Genomic DNA, 19,229 nt, shown 5'->3' on the forward strand with positions numbered 1-19,229 from the left:
ACGGGCTCAGCAACTCGGGGTCTGCTTTTCCAGCTTCTTGGCTTCGCCCCAGAGCGCGTCCAATTCATCCAGGGAGCAATCTTCCATGTTGCGCCCCGCTTCACGCAATGCCTGTTCGATAAAACGAAAGCGCCGCTCGAACTTGCCATTGGCCGCGCGCAAGGCAGTTTCCGGATCGACTTTCAGATGCCGCGCCAGGTTGCTGACCACAAACAGCAGATCACCGATCTCCTCGCTAATCGCCTCAGGGTCGTTCTCGCTCATGGCTTCGAGCACTTCATCCAGCTCTTCGCGCACCTTGTCGACCACTGGCAAGGCCTCGGGCCAGTCGAAACCGACCTGGGCGGCGCGCTTTTGCAATTTGATCGCCCGACTTAGCGACGGTAGCGCCGTGGGCACATCGTCAAGCAGCGAAAGTTGCTCGGGGGCTGCGGCCTTCTCGGCGCGCTCTTCGGCCTTGATCTCTTCCCAGCGCTGTTTGACCGCAGCCTCTTCCAGCTTGGCCACATCCACAGCGCCATACAGATCGCCATCGGGGAACACGTGGGGATGACGGCGAATCAGCTTGCTGGTGATGCCATCAACCACCTGGGCAAATTCGAAGCGCCCTTCCTCGCGGGCCAGCTGGCTGTAATACACCACCTGAAACAGCAGATCGCCCAGCTCACCAGGCAGATGATCGAAGTCGCCGCGCTCGATGGCATCGGCCACCTCGTACGCCTCTTCAATGGTGTGCGGCACGATGGTCGCGTAGTTCTGCTTGAGGTCCCACGGGCAGCCGTGCTGCGGGTCGCGCAGCCGGGCCATCAGGTGCAGCGGGTCGTCGAGTTGGTCCATAAAATTCCTTTACCTACGTAGCCCGGATGCAATCCGGGAATGCCAATACGCAATTCCCCGGATTGCATCCGGGCTACGGTATTGAGACTTAACTGACCCGGTGGCGACGCGCCTCAATAATATTCGGCAGCTGAGAAATACGCCCCAGCAGCCGGCCCAGTGCATCCAGGCCGGGAATCTCCACGGTGATCGACATGGACGCGGTGTTGTCATCCTTGTTCGAGCGGGTATTCACGGCCAGCACATTGAGCTTCTCGTTGAGCAGCACCTGGGTCACGTCACGCAGCAGACCGGAGCGGTCGTAGGCCTTAATGACGATTTCCACCGGGTAGGTCTGCACCGGCACCGGCCCCCAGTTGACCTGGATAATCCGCTCCGGCTCGCGACCGGCCAATTGCAGCACCGAGGCGCAATCCTGACGGTGAATGCTCACACCACGGCCCTGGGTGATATAGCCGACAATCGGGTCGCCCGGCAGCGGCTGGCAGCAGCCGGCCATTTGCGTCAACAGGTTGCCGACGCCCTGAATTTGGATATCACCACGTTTGCCCGGCTTGAAGCCCAGCGCTTTACGCGGGATCAATTCGAGCTGCTCGTTAACCCGATCCGGCTCGACCAGCTGCTGCGCCAAGTTGACCAGCTGCGCCAGGCGCAAGTCGCCCGCGCCGAGGGAGGCGAACAGGTCCTCGCTGGTCTTCATATTGGCCTTCTCGGCCAGTTTTTCGAAGTCCACATGCGGCAACGCCAGGCGCTGCAGCTCACGCTCCAACTGGACCTTACCGGCGGCGACGTTCTGGTCGCGGTCCTGCAGTTTGAACCAGTGGACGATCTTCGCCCGCGCCCGGCTGGTGGTGACATAACCAAGGTTGGAGTTCAGCCAGTCGCGGCTTGGCGTACCGTGCTTGCTGGTGATGATCTCCACCTGCTCGCCGGTTTGCAGGCTGTAGTTGAGCGGCACGATCCGGCCGTTGATCTTCGCACCCCGGCAGTTGTGGCCGATCTCGGTGTGCACGCGGTAGGCAAAATCCAGCGGCGTCGCGCCCTTGGGCAGGTCGATGGCGTGACCGTCCGGGGTAAACACATAGACCCGGTCCGGCTCGATATCCACGCGCAGCTGCTCGGCCAGACCGCCGATATCGCCCAGTTCCTCGTGCCACTCGAGCACCTGACGCAGCCAGGAAATCTTCTCTTCGTAATGATTGGAGCTGGCTTTGACATCGGTGCCTTTGTAGCGCCAGTGCGCGCACACGCCCAGCTCGGCTTCTTCGTGCATGGCCTGGGTGCGGATCTGCACTTCCAGCACCTTGCCTTCTGGGCCAAGCACGGCGGTGTGCAGCGAGCGGTAGCCGTTTTCCTTGGGGTTGGCGATGTAGTCGTCAAACTCCTTGGGAATATGCCGCCACAGGGTGTGCACGATACCCAGGGCGGTGTAGCAATCGCGCACTTCCGGCACCAGCACGCGCACCGCGCGCACGTCGTAGATTTGGCTGAACTGCAGGCCCTTGCGCTGCATTTTGCGCCAGATCGAGTAGATGTGTTTGGCCCGTCCGCTGATGTCGGCCTTGACCCCGGTGGCCTCCAGCTCGGTGCGCAACTGGCCCATCACTTCATTGATGTAGTGCTCGCGGTCCAAACGACGCTCGTGCAGCAGCTTGGCGATCTGCTTGTACTGCTCGGGCTCCAGGTAGCGGAAGGACAGGTCCTCCAGCTCCCACTTGATATGGCCAATGCCCAGGCGGTGAGCCAGCGGTGCATAGATGTCGAACACCTCACGGGCTACGCGCTGACGCTTCTCGTCATCGGCCTCTTTCACCGCACGAATCGCGCAGGTGCGTTCGGCCAGTTTGATCAGCGCCACGCGCACGTCATCGACCATGGCCACGAGCATCTTGCGCAGGTTTTCCACCTGCGCCTGGGAGCCAAGCACTAAGGAGTCGCGCGGGTTCAAGGAAGCGCTGATTGCCGCCATGCGCAGCACGCCTTCCACCAGCTTGGCCACCACCGGGCCAAAGCGCTGATGCACCAGCGCCAAGGGCACCTTACCCTCGCGCACGCAGCGGTAGATCACAGCGGCGACCAGGGAGTCCTGATCGAGCTTGAGGTCGGCGAGAATTTCGGCGATTTCCAGACCAGAGCGGAAACTCGACGCGCCTTCGGTCCATAGATTCTTCGCGGCATTGGCCTGCTGCTCGGCCTCGCGGGCGAACTCGCAGGCCTCGCGCAGGGCTTCGCGATCCAGTGCCGGATCGACACTCAGTACATGCCCGAGCCAGGCTTCAAGGTTGATGCTGCCGTCATCGTTGATCGGCTGATGCGCTCTGACCTGAACCATCTTGCTTACCTTCCCTACGGTGCGCGGCATGCACACCGAACAGTCGCCGCCTTCTCTGAGACGGTCGGTTTAACCACTTAAGGCGCACTCCCTGCGCGCCCCTGCAGCGCTGAGATAAGGGCGGAGCCGGATAAAACCAAGCACCTGCCGCCGTATCCCGGCGCTTCTATCAAGCAGACCGTTGAAAACTACCTACGTTGGCAATACTGCGTTAAAACCGGCCTCGAAATGCTCATTTACAGCTCGTAAACTCCGCTTCCTCGGCCGTTTTAGCCTTGTCTTGCCTGCCTCGCCTACGTTTTCAACGACCTGCTACTGCCTGACAAACAGCGCCATCGCTTCGACGTGCGCGGTTTGCGGAAACATATCGAGGATACCGGCACGTTCCAGCCGATACCCCTGCGCCTGTAACTCGACGCTGTCGCGGGCCAGGGTCGTCGGGTTGCACGACACATACAGCACCCGTTTGACGCCCAACGTCGTCATTTGCTTAACCGCCTGCAACGCGCCATCACGCGGCGGGTCGAGCAGCACTGCGGCAAAACCGCCCTGAGCCCAGCTCGCATCGACCAGCGGGTTGGACAGGTCGGCCTGGAAAAAGTGCGCATTGCCCAGGCCGTTGCTCGCGGCATTCTCAGCGGCGCGCTCGACCATGGTCTGCACTCCCTCCACCGCCACCAGTTCCCGCACCCGCTGGGCCAGCGGTAAGGCGAAATTGCCCAGACCGCAGAACAGATCCAGCACCCGCTCATCGGCCTGCGGCGCCAGCCAGTCCAGCGCCTGCGCGACCATGGCGTCATTCACCGGCTGGTTGACCTGCACAAAGTCACCGGGCCGATACGCCAGGTCGAGAGCAAACGCATCCAAGCGATAACTCAGCTGCTGCGCTGGATCAAACGGCTGCGGCTCGTTCGTACCGTGCAACCAGAGCTGCGCATTCTGCGCCATGCAGAAAGCCTGCAAACGGGCCAGGTCCGCTTCACTCAATACAGCGGTATGCCTTATCAGCACAGCACTGGAGCTGCCGCTGAACAACTCGACATGACCAATGGCCTGAGGTTTATCCAACTCACGCAGCACCTGGGGTAACGCGCGCAGGATCGGCTGCAAAGGTTGTACCAGCACCGGGCAATCACTGATGGCGATAATGTCCTGGCTCGCCGCTGCGCGAAAACCCACATCCAGGCGCTTGGCCTTGTTGTCCCAGCGCACGGCGATGCGCGCGCGGCGGCGATAACCCAGCTCTGGGCCGACCAGCGGTGCGGCCCACTCCTGCGGTTGAAGATCGGCCAGACGACTGAGTTGCTCGGCGAGCATGCGCTGTTTCAGGGCAAGCTGATCGGCATGGGGCATATGTTGCAAGCTGCAGCCGCCACAGACCTTGGCATGCACGCAAGCCTCATCCCGGCGTTCAGGGCTGGCGCTGAGAATGCGCTCAACCCGCGCCTCGACCACCTTGCCATGGGCACCGAGCACCCGCGCTTCGATCTGCTCGCCGGCCAGCGCACCGCTGACAAACCAGGTACGCCCTTCGCTGAACGCGATGCCACGGCCATCGTTGGCCAGACGCTCGATGGTGAGCTTCTGCTTCTTGCCCACCGGCACCTGTGGCGCCCGGGAACCACCACTGGGTTGAAAGCGCAGACCGCCGTCTTTCTTGGCCATCAGTTGCTTTTGCCATCAGAGCTGGGGGCATCGTAAACGCCGCTGGACAGGTAACGGTCGCCACGGTCACAGATGATCGCCACCATCACCGCGTTCTCGACTTCCTGAGACAAGCGCAGCATCGCCGCCACCGACCCGCCGGAGGACACCCCGCAGAAGATGCCTTCTTCACGCGCCAGGCGGCGCATCACGTCTTCGGCTTCCTGCTGGCCCATGTCGATAATGCGATCCACCCGCTCGGCCTGATAAATCTTCGGCAGGTACTCCTGCGGCCAGCGGCGAATGCCAGGAATCGCCGCTCCTTCCATCGGCTGCAGACCGACGATCTGCACGTCCGGCTTCTGCTCTTTCAGGAAGCGCGAGACGCCCATGATGGTTCCAGTGGTGCCCATCGAGCTGATGAAATGAGTGATCTGCCCGCCCGTCTGCTGCCAGATTTCCGGGCCGGTGCTGGTGTAATGGGCAATCGGGTTGTCGCCGTTGGCGAACTGATCGAGCACCTTGCCCTTGCCGTCGGCCTGCATCTGTAGGGCCAAATCGCGGGCCTCTTCCATGCCGCCAACCAGAATCAGCTGCGCGCCGTAGGCGGTCATCGCCGCCTTGCGTTCAGCCGTTGAGTTGTCCGGCATGATCAGGATCATCCGGTAACCCTTGATCGCCGCCGCCATGGCCAGGGCGATGCCGGTATTGCCGCTGGTGGCCTCGATCAACACATCACCGGGCTGGATGTCGCCGCGCTGCTCGGCGCGGGTGATCATCGACAACGCCGGGCGGTCCTTCACCGAACCCGCCGGGTTGTTGCCTTCCAGCTTCAACAGCAAGGTGTTGCTGGTGTTACCCGGCAGGCGCTGCAAACGCACCAGCGGGGTGTTGCCGATGCAATCGGCGATGGTTGGGTAATGCGGGCTCATGGCGAACGAGATGATCCAGAAGCAAAGAAGGCCGTCATGATAACGGCAAACCTCGCTCGGCCATATAACAGAGCCAATGTGGGCAACAGCATTTGCCATAAGAACAGGTGCAGCCGCTAAACTGCACAAGGTCAATACAGGAGGCAGCGCGTGTTAAAGGATTTAGGCATCAAAGGCCGTGTGCTCATGCTCACCCTGTTGCCCACCAGCTTGTTGGCGCTGGTGTTGGGCGGCTATTTCACCTGGGTACAGTTGTCCGGTCTGCAAGGGCAACTGCTGCAGCGTGGGCAGATGATCATTGAGCAGCTTGCGCCGCTGGCCGCACCGGCACTGCATGCGGGCGACAGCGAGGTGCTGCAGCGCATTGCCAGCCAAGCACTCGATCAGCCGGATGTGCGCGCCGTAAGCTTCCTCGCTGCCGAGCGCAACACCCTGGCCCACGCCGGGCCAAGCATGCTCAACCCTTCGCCGGCAGCTGGCGAGCCGCAGCCCGCACAGAACAGCAACCAGAACGCCACGCGTTTTCTGTTGCCGGTGTATCAGCAGCACCTAAGCCTGACCGGCAAGACCACTGAAGAACCAAGCACGCGGTTGCTGGGCTGGGTCGAGCTGGAGCTGTCGCACCACAGCACCCTGCTCAGCGGCTACCGCAGCCTGCTGGCCAGCCTGCTGCTGATCGCCACTGGGCTGATGGTCACCGCCCTGCTCGCCGTGCGCATGAGCCGCACCATCAACGACCCGCTGCGGCAGATCAAACAGAGCGTCGCCCAGCTCAAGGACGGCCACCTGGAAACCCGCCTGCCGCCACTCGGCAGCCATGAGCTGGACGAACTGGCCTCGGGCATCAATCGCATGGCCGAGTCGCTGCAGAACGCCCAGGAAGAACTGCAACACAGCGTCGACCAGGCCACCGAAGACGTGCGGCAGAACCTGGAAACCATCGAAATCCAGAACATCGAGCTCGACCTGGCGCGCAAAGAGGCCCTGGAGGCCAGTCGAATCAAGTCCGAATTCCTCGCCAATATGAGCCACGAGATCCGCACCCCGCTCAACGGCATCCTCGGCTTCACCAACCTGCTGCAGAAAAGCGAACTGACGCCGCGCCAGCAGGATTACCTGGGCACCATCGAAAAATCCGCCGACAGCCTGCTGGCGATCATCAACGAGATTCTCGATTTCTCGAAGATCGAGGCCGGCAAGCTGGTACTGGAAAATATCCCGTTCAACCTGCGCGATCTGCTGCAGGACACCCTGACCATCCTCGCCCCCGCCGCCCACGCCAAGCAGCTGGAGCTGCTCAGCCTGGTCTACCGCGACACGCCGCTGTCGCTGATCGGCGACCCGCTGCGACTCAAGCAGGTGCTGACCAACCTGGTAAGCAACGCGATCAAGTTCACTCGTGCCGGCACCATCGTGATTCGCGCCATGCTCGAAGACGAAAGCGCCGACCGCGCGCAGCTGCGCATCAGCGTGCAGGACACCGGTATCGGCCTGTCCGATGAAGACCTGCGCGAACTGTTCCAGGCCTTTAGCCAGGCCGACAACTCGCTCAGCCGTCAGGCCGGCGGCACCGGTCTGGGCCTGGTGATTTCCAAACGCCTGATCGAACAGATGGGCGGCGAGATCGGCGTCGACAGCACGCCCGAAGAGGGCTCGGAATTCTGGATCACCCTGAGCCTGCCCAAGGCCCGTGACGATGCCGAAGACCTGCCGCGGCCACCGCTGCTCGGCCGCCGCGCGGCCGCCCTGGAACACCACGACCTGGCCCGCCAGGCGCTGCAGCACCAACTGGAAGACTGCGGCCTGCAGGTCAGTGGCTTCGACAACCTCGACAGCCTGCTCAGCGCCGTGGCCGAAGCGCGGCATAGCGCCCAGCCAATTGAACTGGCGGTGCTCGGCGTCAGCACCCAGACCTTACCGCCGGAGCGCCTCGATCAGCGCATCTGGGAGCTCGAGCGCCTGGCCTGCAAAACCCTGCTGCTGTGCCCCACCACCGAACAGTCGCTGTATCACAGCCTATTGCCGGATGCGTACAGCCAGCTGCAGGCCAAGCCGGCCTGCACACGCAAGCTGCAGCGGGGCCTGGCCGAGCTGGTCAGCCCACGGCAGAACCGCGCAGAAAACAAGCAAAGCGCCCCGAGCCGCCCGCCGCTGATTCTCTGCGTCGACGACAACCCAGCCAACCTGCTGCTGGTGCAAACCCTGCTGGACGATATGGGCGCGCAGGTGAGCATCGCCAACAGCGGCTATGAGGCCGTGGAGAAAGCCGCCGAGCAGACGTACGACCTGATCTTTATGGACGTGCAGATGCCCGGCATGGATGGCCGCCAGGCCACCGAGGCGATTCGCCAACTGGAAAACGAGCGCAACCAGGGCCCGGTGCCGATTGTCGCGCTGACCGCCCACGCCCTCGCCAACGAGAAACGCGCCCTGCTGCAAAGCGGCCTGGACGACTACCTGACCAAGCCGATCAGCGAGCGCCAGCTGGCCCAGGTGGTACTCAAGTGGACCGGCCTGGCCCTGCGCAACCAGAGCGACGAACACACCGGCATCAGCACCACGCATAACAACCTCAGCGTGCTGGATGCCGACGAAGGCCTGCGCCTGGCCGCCGGCAAGGCGGACTTGGCCGCCGATATGCTGAGCATGCTGCTGGCCGGCCTGCCCGGCGACCGCCAGGCCATCCGCCAGGCGCGGGACAGTGGCGAACGCAACAGCCTGATCGAACGCGTACACCGCCTGCACGGCGCTACCCGCTACTGCGGCGTGCCGCAGCTGCGCGCCGCCTGCCAGCGTAGCGAAACCCTGCTGAAACAGAACGACCCAGCTGCCCAGCAAGCACTGGATGAGCTGGATGCCGCCATCGACCGATTGGCGCGGCACGCCCAGGTCAGCGCCTGAATCAGGCGCTGCGCAGCCACACGCCAAGGAGTCCCATGCGCATCATCCTGTTCAGCAGCAAGCCTTACGACCAGCAGAGCTTTCGCGCTGCTGGTTTCCCGGACGACTGGCAGCTGAATTTTCAGGAAGCGCATCTGCGACCAGACAGCGCCGGCCTAGCTGCCGGTTGCGAGGTGGTTTGCGCCTTTATCAATGACGACCTCAGCGCCCAAGTGCTGCAACAACTGGCCGCCGGCGGCACACGGCTGATTGCCCTGCGCTCGGCCGGCTACAACCATGTCGACCTGCACGCCGCGCACGCCCTCGGCCTGACAGTGGTACGAGTACCCGCCTACTCGCCGCATGCCGTCGCCGAACATGCCCTGGCGCTGATCATGACGCTCAACCGGCGCACTCACCGTGCGTTCAACCGCACCCGCGAGGGCGACTTCTCCCTGCACGGGCTGATCGGCTTCGACCTGCACGGCAAACAGGTCGGCATTATCGGCGCCGGACAGATCGGCCTGACCTTCGCACGGATCATGGCCGGTTTCGGCTGCCAGCTGCTGATCCATGACCCAACGCCGATCGCCGACCTGCCTGCCGGCGCGCGGCAGGTGACGCTGGATCAACTGCTCGAAAGCAGCGACATCATCAGCCTGCACTGCCCGCTCAACGCCGCCACTCACCACCTGATCAACGCCGTGCGGTTGCAGCAGATGCGGCGCGGCGTGATGCTGATCAATACCGGGCGCGGCGCCTTGATCGACACCCCGGCGCTGATCGGCGCGCTGAAAAGTGGGCAACTGGGCTATCTGGGGCTGGATGTGTATGAAGAAGAAGCCGAACTGTTCTTCGAGGACTGCTCCGAGCAGCCGCTGCAGGATGATGTGCTGGCGCGCCTGCTGAGCTTCCCCAATGTGCTGATTACCGCACACCAGGGCTTTCTCACCCACGAAGCATTGGCGGCCATTGCCGGCACCACCCGCGACAATATCGCCGCCTGGCTGGGAAATGCGCCGATCAATCAGCTGCTTCCTGCCGCGTGATAGCATTTACGCCTATCTGGAGGATTCATGGCTGAACACGACTTTCGCTACAACCTGCTCAACCCCGAGCACACCCTGATTGAATGCCGCGCACTGGCACCAGGCCGCTACCAGGTGACCGGCAATGGCGGCTCGATCCAGAGCGGCGACACCCTGCTGGTCACCCTCAAGGGCAGCCGTGAACTATCCATGCGCCTGCAGGCCGACAAGGTTCGTCACCTGATCAACCCGCGCGGCCAGTGGGTGGCGGTGGCCACCGGCCCGGCGTTCAAGGAACTGGCGATCTTCAATTGGCAGGCCAACTGCGACAGCTGCAATACGCAGCTGGATTTTGAGTTCGCCGTCGACGCCGCCCTCGGCAAAAAAGCCCAGGCACCGGCCGCCGAAGCGCGGATCAAGGAGCTGGGCTGGCAGTCGAAAAACGCCAAGCACCTGTGCCCGAAATGCATCAACAAGGAGGCTATATGAAACGCGTACTGACTATCAGCCTGCTGGCTGCCGGTCTCGTGGGCTGCGCCACATCCGCACCGCAGCTGGAAACCGAGCACAGCTACCAGGTGGAGTGGATCGGCGAACGCCCGCTGATCGACCGCAGCCACCTGACCATTACTCTCGGTGACGACGGCCGCGCCTATGGCAACGCCGGCTGCAACCACTGGTTTGCCGGCTACACCCTGGAGGGCGACAAGCTCAGCTTCAGCGCCGCCGGCAGCACCCGCAAGATGTGCGCACCGGCGCTGATGGAGCAGGAAGCGCGCTTTCTCGACAGCCTGAGCAAGGTAGAGCGCTGGGACTTCTCCGCCACCGAGCAATTGCAGCTGTGGCCCGCCGAAGGCAAGCCATTGCGCTTATGGCCTGAGAGCAAATAAGAGACCGTCTCGGATCTGCTACCCATGCGCAAATAAAAAGGGAGCCCGAAGGCTCCCTTTTTTGTTGCGGCTGAAACTCAGTGAATGATCTGGCTGAGGAACAGCTTGGTGCGTTCGTTCTGCGGGTTGGTGAAGAAGGCGTTGGGCTCGTTCTGTTCCACGATCTCGCCCTTGTCCATAAAGATCACCCGGTTCGCCACGGTGCGGGCAAAGCCCATTTCGTGGGTTACGCAGAGCATGGTCATGCCGTCTTCAGCCAGGCCGATCATGGTATCCAGCACTTCCTTGACCATTTCCGGATCGAGGGCCGAGGTCGGCTCGTCGAACAGCATGATCTTTGGCTTCATGCACAACGCACGGGCAATCGCCACACGCTGTTGCTGGCCGCCAGAAAGCTGACCTGGGTACTTGTTTGCCTGTTCCGGAATGCGCACACGCTCAAGAAAGTGCATGGCAATCTCTTCTGCCTGACGCTTGGGCATCTTGCGCACCCACATCGGCGCCAGGGTGCAGTTCTGCAGCACGGTCAGGTGCGGGAACAGGTTGAAGTGCTGGAACACCATGCCGACTTCGCGGCGCACCGCTTCGATGTGCTTGAGGTCGTGGGTCAGCTCGGTGCCATCGACCACGATGCGCCCCTGCTGGTGTTCTTCCAGACGGTTGAGGCAGCGGATAGTGGTTGATTTGCCCGAGCCGGAAGGCCCGCACAACACGATACGCTCACCGGCCTGCACATTCAGGTTGATGTCTTTGAGCACATGGAACTGACCGTACCATTTGTGCACGCCCTGCATCTGGATCATGCCGTCAGCAGGCGCAGGCTGTTTGTTTGCTTCACTCATATGGGTTAGCTCCTAACGCTTGTGGCCGGTGTCCAGCTTGCGCTCCAGATGTTGGGAGTAGCGGGACATACCAAAACAGAAAATCCAGAAAATCAGCGCGGCGAACACATAGCCTTCAGTGGCCATGCCCAGCCAAGCCGGATCGGTGGTGGCTTGCTTGATGCTGTTGAGCAGGTCAAACAGGCCGATGATGATCACCAGGCTGGTGTCCTTGAACAGCGCAATAAAGGTGTTGACGATGCCGGGAATAACCAGCTTCAGGGCTTGCGGCAGAATCACCAGGCCCATCATCCGCCAGTAGCCCAGGCCCATGGCCGCTGCGGCCTCGTACTGACCCTTGGGAATCGCCTGCAGGCCACCGCGCACCACTTCGGCGATATAGGCCGACTGGAACAGGATCACCCCGATCAGCGCACGCATCAGCTTATCGAAGGAGAGGCCCTCAGGCAGGAACAGCGGCAGCATCACCGAGGACATAAACAGCACGGTGATCAATGGCACCCCGCGCCAGAACTCGATAAAGGTCACGCAGATCACCCGGATCGCCGGCATGTCCGAGCGGCGCCCCAGCGCCAGCAGAATACCCAGCGGCAAGGCGCCGGCAATACCGACAGCGGCGATCACCAGGGTCAGCATCAGGCCGCCCCACTGGCTGGTCGACACGGTCGACAGACCAAAGAAGCCACCGTGCAGCAGCCAGTACGCCAGCACCGGGTACACCACCAGGAAAGCCAGGCCATACATGGCCTTGCGCGGCATTTGCGGCACGAACAGCGGTGCAGCACCGATGATCGCCAGCCACAGGGTCAGGTCAACGCGCCAGCGCAGCTCACTCGGGTAGAAGCCGTACATAAACTGGCCGAAACGCTGCTGCACAAACACCCAGCAGGCCCCGCCGCTGGTGCAGTCGGCACGGGTGGTGCCGGTCCAGTCCGCATCGATCAACGCCCACTGAATCAGCGGCGGCACAATCAGCCACACCAGGTACGCGGCGAACAGCGTCAACAGGGTGTTGAACCAGCTGGAGAACAGGTTGGCGCGCAGCCAACCGACCACACCAACGCTGAGCGCGGGTGGCGGTAGATCAGGTTTGAAGGTATGAGTTTGCATGGCTGCTCCTTACCGCTCGATCAGCGCAATGCGCTTGTTGTACCAGTTCATCAGCATGGAAATGCTGATACTGATCGCCAGGTACACACTCATGGTGATGGCAATCACCTCGATCGCTTGCCCGGTCTGATTGAGTACCGTACCGGCGAACAGCGAGACCATGTCCGGATAACCGATACCAGCGGCCAGCGAGGAGTTCTTCGCCAGGTTGAGGTATTGGCTGGTCAGCGGCGGAATGATCACCCGCAGCGCTTGCGGAATAATCACCAGACGCAGGGTCTTGCCCGCAGGCAGGCCCAGAGAGCGCGCCGCTTCGGTCTGCCCGTGGCTGACCGCCATGATCCCGGAACGTACGTTCTCGGCGATAAAGGCTGCGGTGTAGATGGTCAACGCCAGGGTCAACGCCATCAGCTCAGGGATCAGCACCCAGCCGCCACGGAAGTTAAACCCGGTCAGCTCCGGCACGCTCCATTGCAGCGGGTTACCACCCAGCAGCACGGCCAGGCCAGGCAGAACCAGCAACAGCGGCACAGCGCCAAGGGATACCGGAAAGTACTTGCCGGTGGCCTCAAAACGCGCCTTCGACCAACGCGACAGCAACACCACGCCAATGATCGCCACAATCACCGCACCGGCAAACAGACCAAAGCTGTCCGTCGGGCTTGGAGCCGGCATATACAGGCCACGACTGTTGAGGAAGAACGTCTCGCCAACGCCCATGCTCTGCCGCGGTCCTGGCAGGGAGAGCATGACGGCGAAGTACCAGAAGAAGATTTGCAGCAGCGGCGGGATATTACGGAACGTCTCGATGTACACAGTGGCCAGCTTGCTGACCAACCAGTTCGGCGACAGACGCGCCACACCCAGCAGAAAACCCAACAGCGTCGCCAGGACGATACCAATCACCGACACCAACAAGGTGTTGAGCAGGCCCACCACGAAAACACGCCCATAGGAGTTGCTTTCGTTGTAGTCGATCAGGTGCTGGGCAATGCCGAAACCGGCGCTGTTATTGAGAAAGGAAAACCCGGACGTGATTCCGCGCTTTTCCAGGTTGGTCTGGGTGTTGTCAAACAGAAACCAGCCGAGCGCCACAACGGCGATAACGGCAAGAATTTGAAATAGCCAGGCACGCACCTTGGGGTCGGTCCAAACCGATCCACCAGGGCGCGGGACATTTGCAGTGGTTTGCATAGGAGCCCTCTTGGAACCCTCATGCCCGCATTAGCGGGCATGAGGTTCACATCAATCAGAACAATGCCAGCCACTCAGGACGAGCGGCTGGCAGCGGACGGTCAGCGCACCGGCGGTGCGTACTGCAGACCACCCTTGTTCCACAGGGCGTTGAGGCCACGTTCGATCTTCAGCTCGCTGCCGGTACCGACGTTGCGCTCGAAGCTTTCACCGTAGTTGCCCACTTGCTTGACGATCTGTACGGCCCAGTCTTTCGGCAGTTTCAGATCTTTGCCGAACTCACCTTCAGCACCGAGCAGACGCGCTACGTCGGGGTTCTTGGTGGACTTGGCTTGCTCTTCGACATTGGCCGAAGTCACACCCAGCTCTTCAGCGTTAACCATCGCATAGAGCGACCAGCGCACGATGTCGAACCACTCTTCGTCACCCTGGCGTACGACCGGGCCCAGTGGCTCTTTCGAGATCACTTCCGGCAGTACCACATAGGATTCCGGGTCGGCCAGTTTGATGCGCTGTGCGTACAGCTGCGACTGGTCGGAGGTCAGCACGTCGCAACGGCCGGCTTCAACCGATTTGGCGCTCTCGTCGGAGGTATCGTAGGTGATCGGGGTGTACTTCAGGCTGTTGGCGCGGAAGTAGTCGGAGAGGTTCAGCTCGGTGGTGGTACCTGCCTGGATGCAGACAGTTGCGCCGTCGAGTTCTTTAGCGCTGGAAACGCCGAGTTTCTTGTTAACCAGGAAGCCTTGACCGTCGTAGTAGTTGACGCCGGCAAAGTTCAGACCTAGGCCCGAATCGCGCGAGCTGGTCCAGGTGGTGTTACGCGAGAGGATGTCGACTTCGCCAGACTGCAGCGCGGTGAAGCGCTCTTTGGCGGTCAGCGGGCTGTACTTGACCTTGGTAGCGTCACCGAATACTGCAGCAGCTACTGCGCGGCATACGTCAACGTCGAGACCCAGGTAGTTACCCTTCTCGTCGGCGTAGGAGAAGCCAGGCAGACCATCGCTGATACCGCACTGTACAAAACCTTTCTTCTGGATCGCGTCCAGAGTAGCGCCTGCTTGAGCAAAACTGCTGACACCGAGAACAGCGGCGGTGGTCAGTACTGCCAATGTGGATTTCACCATCTTCATTAAAACCTCCAGTTGCTTTTGTTGTGTTTGGAGTCTCGGTCCTACCACCGTACCCTTATGGGGCTCGTTGACTGTGTCGGCAGCAACACACTCAACCGGGGATCAAACCTTAGCGCGAGTTTAGTTGCCGATTGCTCCAGCGGCCATAAACTCTCACCCGCCCATTATTTGAATGGGCTAGAGACAGATAGCAAGTGACTTGTCGCACAGCATGCAGCGCCTGGCGAACCTGTGAAACGCCGGCAAAGGCATTTCAGTCTGCTCCGTGCCCGGTTTGGTGGCAGTGTTACCACTACCAGGCAACGTCATCAGTCCCTAGGGTGTATAGCAAGGCCCGTACCAGCGCCGCGCTTTGAGCACCATACGGACAGGTCAAGAGCAAAACTTGCACCCTGGCGACAACTTCTTTCTAGAATCGCCACCCCCTAAAATTTCTCGCGCACTAAATCAGCGCGCACGCACCACAGCGGAGCCTCAAATGAGCGAACCCTTGATTCTTCAGCCCACACTTGCCGCCGACGCGTGCGTCATTTGGTTGCACGGCCTGGGTGCCGACCGCTACGACTTTATGCCGGTTGCCGAAATGCTGCAGAAGCGCCTGCACAGCACCCGCTTCGTTCTGCCGCAAGGACCGACTCAGGCGGTGACCATCAACGGCGGCTACGCCATGCCCAGCTGGTACGACATTCTGGCCATGAACCCGGCCCGCGCGATCAACCGCGAGCAGCTAGAAGCCTCGGCGCAGCAGGTAATCGCGCTGATTGAAGCGCAACGCGACAGCGGCATTGATCCTGCGCGCATCGTTCTCGCCGGCTTCTCCCAGGGCGGCGCGGTGGTGCTGCACACCGCCTTCCTACGCTGGCAGTTCGCCCTCGGCGGGGTAATGGCGCTGTCGACCTATGCACCGACCTTCAGCGACGACATCCAGCTGGCGGATACAAAAAAACAACTGCCGGTCCTGTGTTTGCATGGCACATTCGACGACATAGTTCTGCCGGCCATGGGCCGCGCAGCCCATGACTACCTGAGTGCTTCCGGCGTCAGCGTGCAATGGCGTGATTACCCGATGGGCCACGAAGTGGTAAATGAGGAAATCCGCGACATCGCCGACTGGCTGGAGCAACGGTTCACCAGTTGACTGTCTGCGAGCGAAACATATGCCTGCCATCCCTGCGATCAAAACCCTGCGCGATATCCAGCTGATCGAGCAAACCCCACTGGCCGAGCGCGACCTGCCGGCCAGTACCTATGAGCTGATCCGCCGCAGCGCAGCGCGGCAAGCGGATGCCCCGGCACTCTCGTTTATCCTCCAGGGCACGGCAGATGAGGCGGCTTACCGCCTCAGCTATGGGCAACTGCTGGGTAAGATCACCCAAACCGCCAACGCCTTTCATCGTCTGGGCCTGCGCCCGGGCAAGGCGGTGTCGTTTCTGCTGCCGAACCTGCCGCACACCCATTTCACCATCTGGGGCGGCGAAGCGGCCGGGATCGTCAACGCGATCAACCCGCTGCTAGACCCGGAACATATTGCCGAGCTGATCCAGGCCTCGGACTCCGAACTGCTGGTGACCCTGGCGCCTTTCCCCGGCACCGACCTGTGGGCCAAGGTCGAAGGCCTGCGCGCGCAACTGCCGGCGCTCAAAGCAATTATCTGCGTGGATATGGCCAACCTGCTGCCGGAGCCGCAACGCACTGCCATCAAGGCTCAGCGCGGACCATTGCCGGACGGCGTGCTGGATTTCGACGAGCTGATCGCCAGCTGCCCGGATGATCACCTGGAGAGCGGCCGCGTCATCGCACCGGACGACATCGCCAGCTACTTCCACACCGGCGGCACCACCGGCACGCCGAAGCTCGCGCCGCACAGCCACGGCAATGAAGTGGCCATGGCCTACAGCATGAACCTGGTGACGGGCTTTGCGCCGGGCGATGTGACTCTCTGCGGACTGCCGCTGTTTCACGTCAACGGGGTGATCGTCACCGGCCTCACCGCCTTTATCGGCGGCGCCGAAGTGCTGCTGGCGACGCCGCAGGGTTATCGCAACCCCAACCTGATTGGCAATTTCTGGAAAATCATCGAGCGCCACAAGGTCAGTTTCTTCAGCGGCGTACCGACCATCTATGCCGGCCTGCTGCAGGTGCCGAGTGAAGGCCATGACCTCAGCTCACTGAAATACGCACTGTGCGGCGCCGCACCGATGCCGGTGGAGCTGATTCGCCAGTTCGAAAGCAAAACCGGGCTGACCCTGATCGAAGGTTACGGCCTCACCGAAGGCACCTGCGGCAGCTGCGCCAACCCGCCTGCCGGCGAGCGTCGCCCCGGCTCCATCGGTTTGCCGATGCCTTATTGCGAGGTGAGCATCAAAGTGCTCGACGAACAGGGCGACTATTTAAGGGAGGCCGGCCGCAATGAAATCGGCAACCTGTGCATCCGTGGCGCCACGGTGTTCAAGGGTTATCTGCAGAGCAGCAAGAACGCCGGCATCTGGGTCGACGGCGACTGGTTCAATACCGGCGATTTGGGCCGCGTAGATGCCGACGGCTATATCTGGCTGACCGGGCGCAGCAAGGACCTGATCATCCGTGGCGGCCACAATATCGACCCGCAGATGATTGAAGAGGCGCTGCACAAGCACCCCGCCGTGGCCATGGCCGCAGCGGTCGGTAAGCCCGACGAAAAGGCTGGCGAACTGCCTGTGGTGTATGTGCAGCTCAAACCCGGCGCAGAGGTTAGCGAAGCCGAACTGCTGACCCATGCTGCCGAACACATCCCCGAGCGTGCGGCGATCCCCAAGGACGCCTGGATCATCGACGCCATCCCGCTGACCGCCGTGGGCAAAACCTTCAAACCGGCGCTGCGCTTCGACGCCATTGCGCGCGTCTACCAGGCTGCACTGGCGGAGCTGGATGCACGTCTGCGCGTGGAAGTGCTCAGCGATGACAAACGCGGTCAGGTCGCCCACATCTATTTGCCAGCAGATCAGGCAGCGTTGGCTGACGCAGTGAGCCAACGCCTGGCCGGCTTTGCCGTGGCCATAGAACTGCACCCCGCCGAGTAAGCAAGTGCCAGCGCAAGGATCGCGCCAGATTTGTGACCAACCATTCAACTTCAATACCACTGGTCGCCCGTGCGTCTGACAAGGATTGTCAGGCCACAGGCAGCGGAATATGTTCAGGTATGGTGTTCGCCCTTAATGCAGGGAGCGTTAGCGATGACCAACATTCCCAATCCACAACTGTCACACCTGCCGATCCAATGAAAAACGCCAAATGGCAGGCTGACCTGCAGCAACTTCGCCACCTGCGACTGTTCAATAACGTCGCCGCCAGCAGCATCAGCCAGCTGCTCAAGGAATTCCGCGCCTGTGATCTGGAAGCCGGCGAGGTACTGCTGTCACCCTTCAACCGCAATCAGTACCTCTATCTGCTGCTTAAGGGCCAACTCAAGGTCTATCTCGGCTCGCTCGACAGCCAGGCCGTCAGCACCCTGAGCGTCGGCGACTGCGCTGGCGAAATCAGTTTTATCGACAACGAACACCCGTCTGCCTATGTAGTGGCGACCGAGCCCTGCTGCGTGCTGCGCCTGCACCGCGAGTCGCTGTTCAACCTGTTCCGGCAATCACCGGAACTGATGCAGAACATGCTCGAACTGCTCTGCGACCGTGTGCGCAAAGGCAACCGGATCATCCTCGACAGCGAGCAGACCGCCAATATCGACGCCCTCACCGGCGCCTATAACCGCCGCTGGCTGGAACATATCTTCGAGCGCGAAAGCACCCGCAGCGCCTTCAATGGCAAGCCACTGTGCATGCTGATGCTGGATGTCGACCACTTCAAAGCCTACAACGATCAGCACGGCCACCTCGCCGGTGACTACGCCCTATGCCTGGTAGCGCACACCCTGCGCAATCAGCTGCGCCCTAAGGACAGCCTGACCCGCTATGGCGGCGAAGAGTTCGTCATTCTGCTGCCAGAAATCGGCATCGATGAGGCCCGCAGCATCGGCGAGCGGCTGCGCCTGGCGCTGCGCAATGTCAGCTCGTTCCACTCACCGATTGGCGTGCTGCCGGGGGTGACCGTGTCCATTGGCCTAGCGCAGATGCAGCCCAAGGACAGCCTGCAAGGCGTGATCGCCCGCGCCGACAGCGCGCTGTATCAGGCCAAACAGCAAGGCCGCGACTGCCTCTGCGGCTAGCCGGCAGCGCTGCATCCAACCATCACATTTCCCTCTCACTCTTGCTAGAGTGCTGCGCATAAGAGCCTATTCACGATCTCGCGAGCTAGAGTCATGCAAGGCAAAAACAGACGAGGAAGCGGAGTGTACTTTTGTACATGAGCATTCCGAGCCTGTTTTTAACGCCGCAGGGCCGACGCGCAGCAGATCGGGAACAGGCTCTAACAACAACGCCC

Annotated in this window: 15 protein-coding genes; 7 read left to right on the forward strand and 8 right to left on the reverse strand. The window is 61.6% G+C overall.

From position 1 onward, the window contains the following. Window positions 1–6: 6 nt before the first annotated feature. The 4 genes from mazG to cysM all read right to left on the reverse strand — a co-directional run bounded on the left by mazG (window position 7) and on the right by cysM (window position 5,745). Window positions 7–837 carry a nucleoside triphosphate pyrophosphohydrolase gene (mazG, locus tag Q8O69_RS19185; RefSeq protein WP_305593772.1) on the reverse strand — a complete coding sequence of 277 codons (831 nt, stop codon included), beginning with the start codon at window positions 835–837 and terminating at the stop codon, window positions 7–9. Between the two features lie 88 nt (window positions 838–925). After that, complete coding sequence (gene relA, locus Q8O69_RS19190) at window positions 926–3,169, reverse strand: GTP diphosphokinase (protein ID WP_305593773.1); 2,244 nt, start codon at window positions 3,167–3,169, stop codon at window positions 926–928. Window positions 3,170–3,481: 312 nt separating this feature from the next. Then, window positions 3,482–4,834: a 23S rRNA (uracil(1939)-C(5))-methyltransferase RlmD gene (rlmD, locus tag Q8O69_RS19195; protein WP_305593774.1), complete on the reverse strand. Its 1,353-nt coding sequence runs from the start codon at window positions 4,832–4,834 to the stop codon at window positions 3,482–3,484. Then, window positions 4,834–5,745: a cysteine synthase CysM gene (gene cysM, locus Q8O69_RS19200; RefSeq protein ID WP_305593775.1), complete on the reverse strand. Its 912-nt coding sequence runs from the start codon at window positions 5,743–5,745 to the stop codon at window positions 4,834–4,836. Before cysM ends, rlmD begins: the two co-directional genes overlap by 1 nt. Window positions 5,746–5,895: 150 nt before the next feature. On the opposite strand from cysM, the gene Q8O69_RS19205 reads away from it, so the two are divergent. From Q8O69_RS19205 to Q8O69_RS19220, 4 genes are read left to right on the forward strand one after another with little or no spacing between them, the layout of a single operon-like run. Continuing rightward, complete coding sequence (locus Q8O69_RS19205; protein ID WP_305593776.1) at window positions 5,896–8,646, forward strand: ATP-binding protein; 2,751 nt, start codon at window positions 5,896–5,898, stop codon at window positions 8,644–8,646. A 35-nt stretch (window positions 8,647–8,681) separates the two neighbouring features. Further along, complete coding sequence (locus tag Q8O69_RS19210; protein WP_305593777.1) at window positions 8,682–9,674, forward strand: 2-hydroxyacid dehydrogenase; 993 nt, start codon at window positions 8,682–8,684, stop codon at window positions 9,672–9,674. A 27-nt stretch (window positions 9,675–9,701) separates the two neighbouring features. Continuing rightward, on the forward strand, window positions 9,702–10,142 hold the full coding sequence (locus Q8O69_RS19215; RefSeq protein WP_305593778.1) for a hypothetical protein: 441 nt from the start codon (window positions 9,702–9,704) through the stop codon (window positions 10,140–10,142). Beyond that, window positions 10,139–10,543, forward strand: a complete 405-nt coding sequence (locus Q8O69_RS19220; protein ID WP_305593779.1) for an META domain-containing protein — start codon at window positions 10,139–10,141, stop codon at window positions 10,541–10,543. Before Q8O69_RS19215 ends, Q8O69_RS19220 begins: the two co-directional genes overlap by 4 nt. Window positions 10,544–10,620: 77 nt before the next feature. Here the strand turns inward: Q8O69_RS19220 and Q8O69_RS19225 are convergent, their stop codons facing one another. From Q8O69_RS19225 to Q8O69_RS19240, 4 genes are all read right to left on the reverse strand, one after another. Continuing rightward, a complete protein-coding gene (locus Q8O69_RS19225; protein ID WP_305593780.1) occupies window positions 10,621–11,385 on the reverse strand; it encodes an amino acid ABC transporter ATP-binding protein in 765 nt (254 codons plus the stop codon). 12 nt (window positions 11,386–11,397) lie between these two features. Continuing rightward, window positions 11,398–12,495 carry an amino acid ABC transporter permease gene (locus Q8O69_RS19230; protein WP_304870706.1) on the reverse strand — a complete coding sequence of 366 codons (1,098 nt, stop codon included), beginning with the start codon at window positions 12,493–12,495 and terminating at the stop codon, window positions 11,398–11,400. Window positions 12,496–12,504: 9 nt separating this feature from the next. Then, a complete protein-coding gene (locus Q8O69_RS19235) occupies window positions 12,505–13,689 on the reverse strand; it encodes an amino acid ABC transporter permease (protein WP_305593781.1) in 1,185 nt (394 codons plus the stop codon). 101 nt (window positions 13,690–13,790) lie between these two features. Then, window positions 13,791–14,819 carry an amino acid ABC transporter substrate-binding protein gene (locus Q8O69_RS19240; protein WP_305593782.1) on the reverse strand — a complete coding sequence of 343 codons (1,029 nt, stop codon included), beginning with the start codon at window positions 14,817–14,819 and terminating at the stop codon, window positions 13,791–13,793. Between the two features lie 478 nt (window positions 14,820–15,297). Here Q8O69_RS19240 and Q8O69_RS19245 point away from each other — a divergent pair, with 478 nt between their 5' ends. The 3 genes from Q8O69_RS19245 (at window position 15,298) to Q8O69_RS19255 (ending at window position 19,014) form a co-directional block, all read left to right on the forward strand. After that, window positions 15,298–15,957, forward strand: a complete 660-nt coding sequence (locus Q8O69_RS19245; RefSeq protein ID WP_305593783.1) for an alpha/beta hydrolase — start codon at window positions 15,298–15,300, stop codon at window positions 15,955–15,957. Window positions 15,958–15,976: 19 nt separating this feature from the next. After that, window positions 15,977–17,878 carry an acyl-CoA synthetase gene (locus tag Q8O69_RS19250; protein ID WP_305593784.1) on the forward strand — a complete coding sequence of 634 codons (1,902 nt, stop codon included), beginning with the start codon at window positions 15,977–15,979 and terminating at the stop codon, window positions 17,876–17,878. Window positions 17,879–18,075: 197 nt separating this feature from the next. Next, window positions 18,076–19,014 (forward strand): GGDEF domain-containing protein, encoded by a 939-nt coding sequence (locus tag Q8O69_RS19255; protein ID WP_275963470.1) that lies wholly within the window; start codon window positions 18,076–18,078, stop codon window positions 19,012–19,014. Window positions 19,015–19,229: the final 215 nt, after the last annotated feature.

This window comes from Pseudomonas sp. (assembly GCF_030690725.1).
GTDB lineage: Bacteria > Pseudomonadota > Gammaproteobacteria > Pseudomonadales > Pseudomonadaceae > Aquipseudomonas.

Coding starts and splice junctions, on each gene's coding strand:
- Q8O69_RS19215 (WP_305593778.1), top strand. CDS start 9,702: ATGGCTGAACACGACTTTCGCTACAACCTGCTCAACCCCGAGCACACC.
- Q8O69_RS19225 (WP_305593780.1), bottom strand. CDS start 11,385: ATGAGTGAAGCAAACAAACAGCCTGCGCCTGCTGACGGCATGATCCAG.
- mazG (WP_305593772.1), bottom strand. CDS start 837: ATGGACCAACTCGACGACCCGCTGCACCTGATGGCCCGGCTGCGCGAC.
- relA (WP_305593773.1), bottom strand. CDS start 3,169: ATGGTTCAGGTCAGAGCGCATCAGCCGATCAACGATGACGGCAGCATC.
- Q8O69_RS19250 (WP_305593784.1), top strand. CDS start 15,977: ATGCCTGCCATCCCTGCGATCAAAACCCTGCGCGATATCCAGCTGATC.
- Q8O69_RS19245 (WP_305593783.1), top strand. CDS start 15,298: ATGAGCGAACCCTTGATTCTTCAGCCCACACTTGCCGCCGACGCGTGC.
- Q8O69_RS19230 (WP_304870706.1), bottom strand. CDS start 12,495: ATGCAAACTCATACCTTCAAACCTGATCTACCGCCACCCGCGCTCAGC.
- Q8O69_RS19255 (WP_275963470.1), top strand. CDS start 18,076: ATGAAAAACGCCAAATGGCAGGCTGACCTGCAGCAACTTCGCCACCTG.
- Q8O69_RS19220 (WP_305593779.1), top strand. CDS start 10,139: ATGAAACGCGTACTGACTATCAGCCTGCTGGCTGCCGGTCTCGTGGGC.
- Q8O69_RS19210 (WP_305593777.1), top strand. CDS start 8,682: ATGCGCATCATCCTGTTCAGCAGCAAGCCTTACGACCAGCAGAGCTTT.
- Q8O69_RS19240 (WP_305593782.1), bottom strand. CDS start 14,819: ATGAAGATGGTGAAATCCACATTGGCAGTACTGACCACCGCCGCTGTT.
- cysM (WP_305593775.1), bottom strand. CDS start 5,745: ATGAGCCCGCATTACCCAACCATCGCCGATTGCATCGGCAACACCCCG.
- rlmD (WP_305593774.1), bottom strand. CDS start 4,834: ATGGCCAAGAAAGACGGCGGTCTGCGCTTTCAACCCAGTGGTGGTTCC.
- Q8O69_RS19235 (WP_305593781.1), bottom strand. CDS start 13,689: ATGCAAACCACTGCAAATGTCCCGCGCCCTGGTGGATCGGTTTGGACC.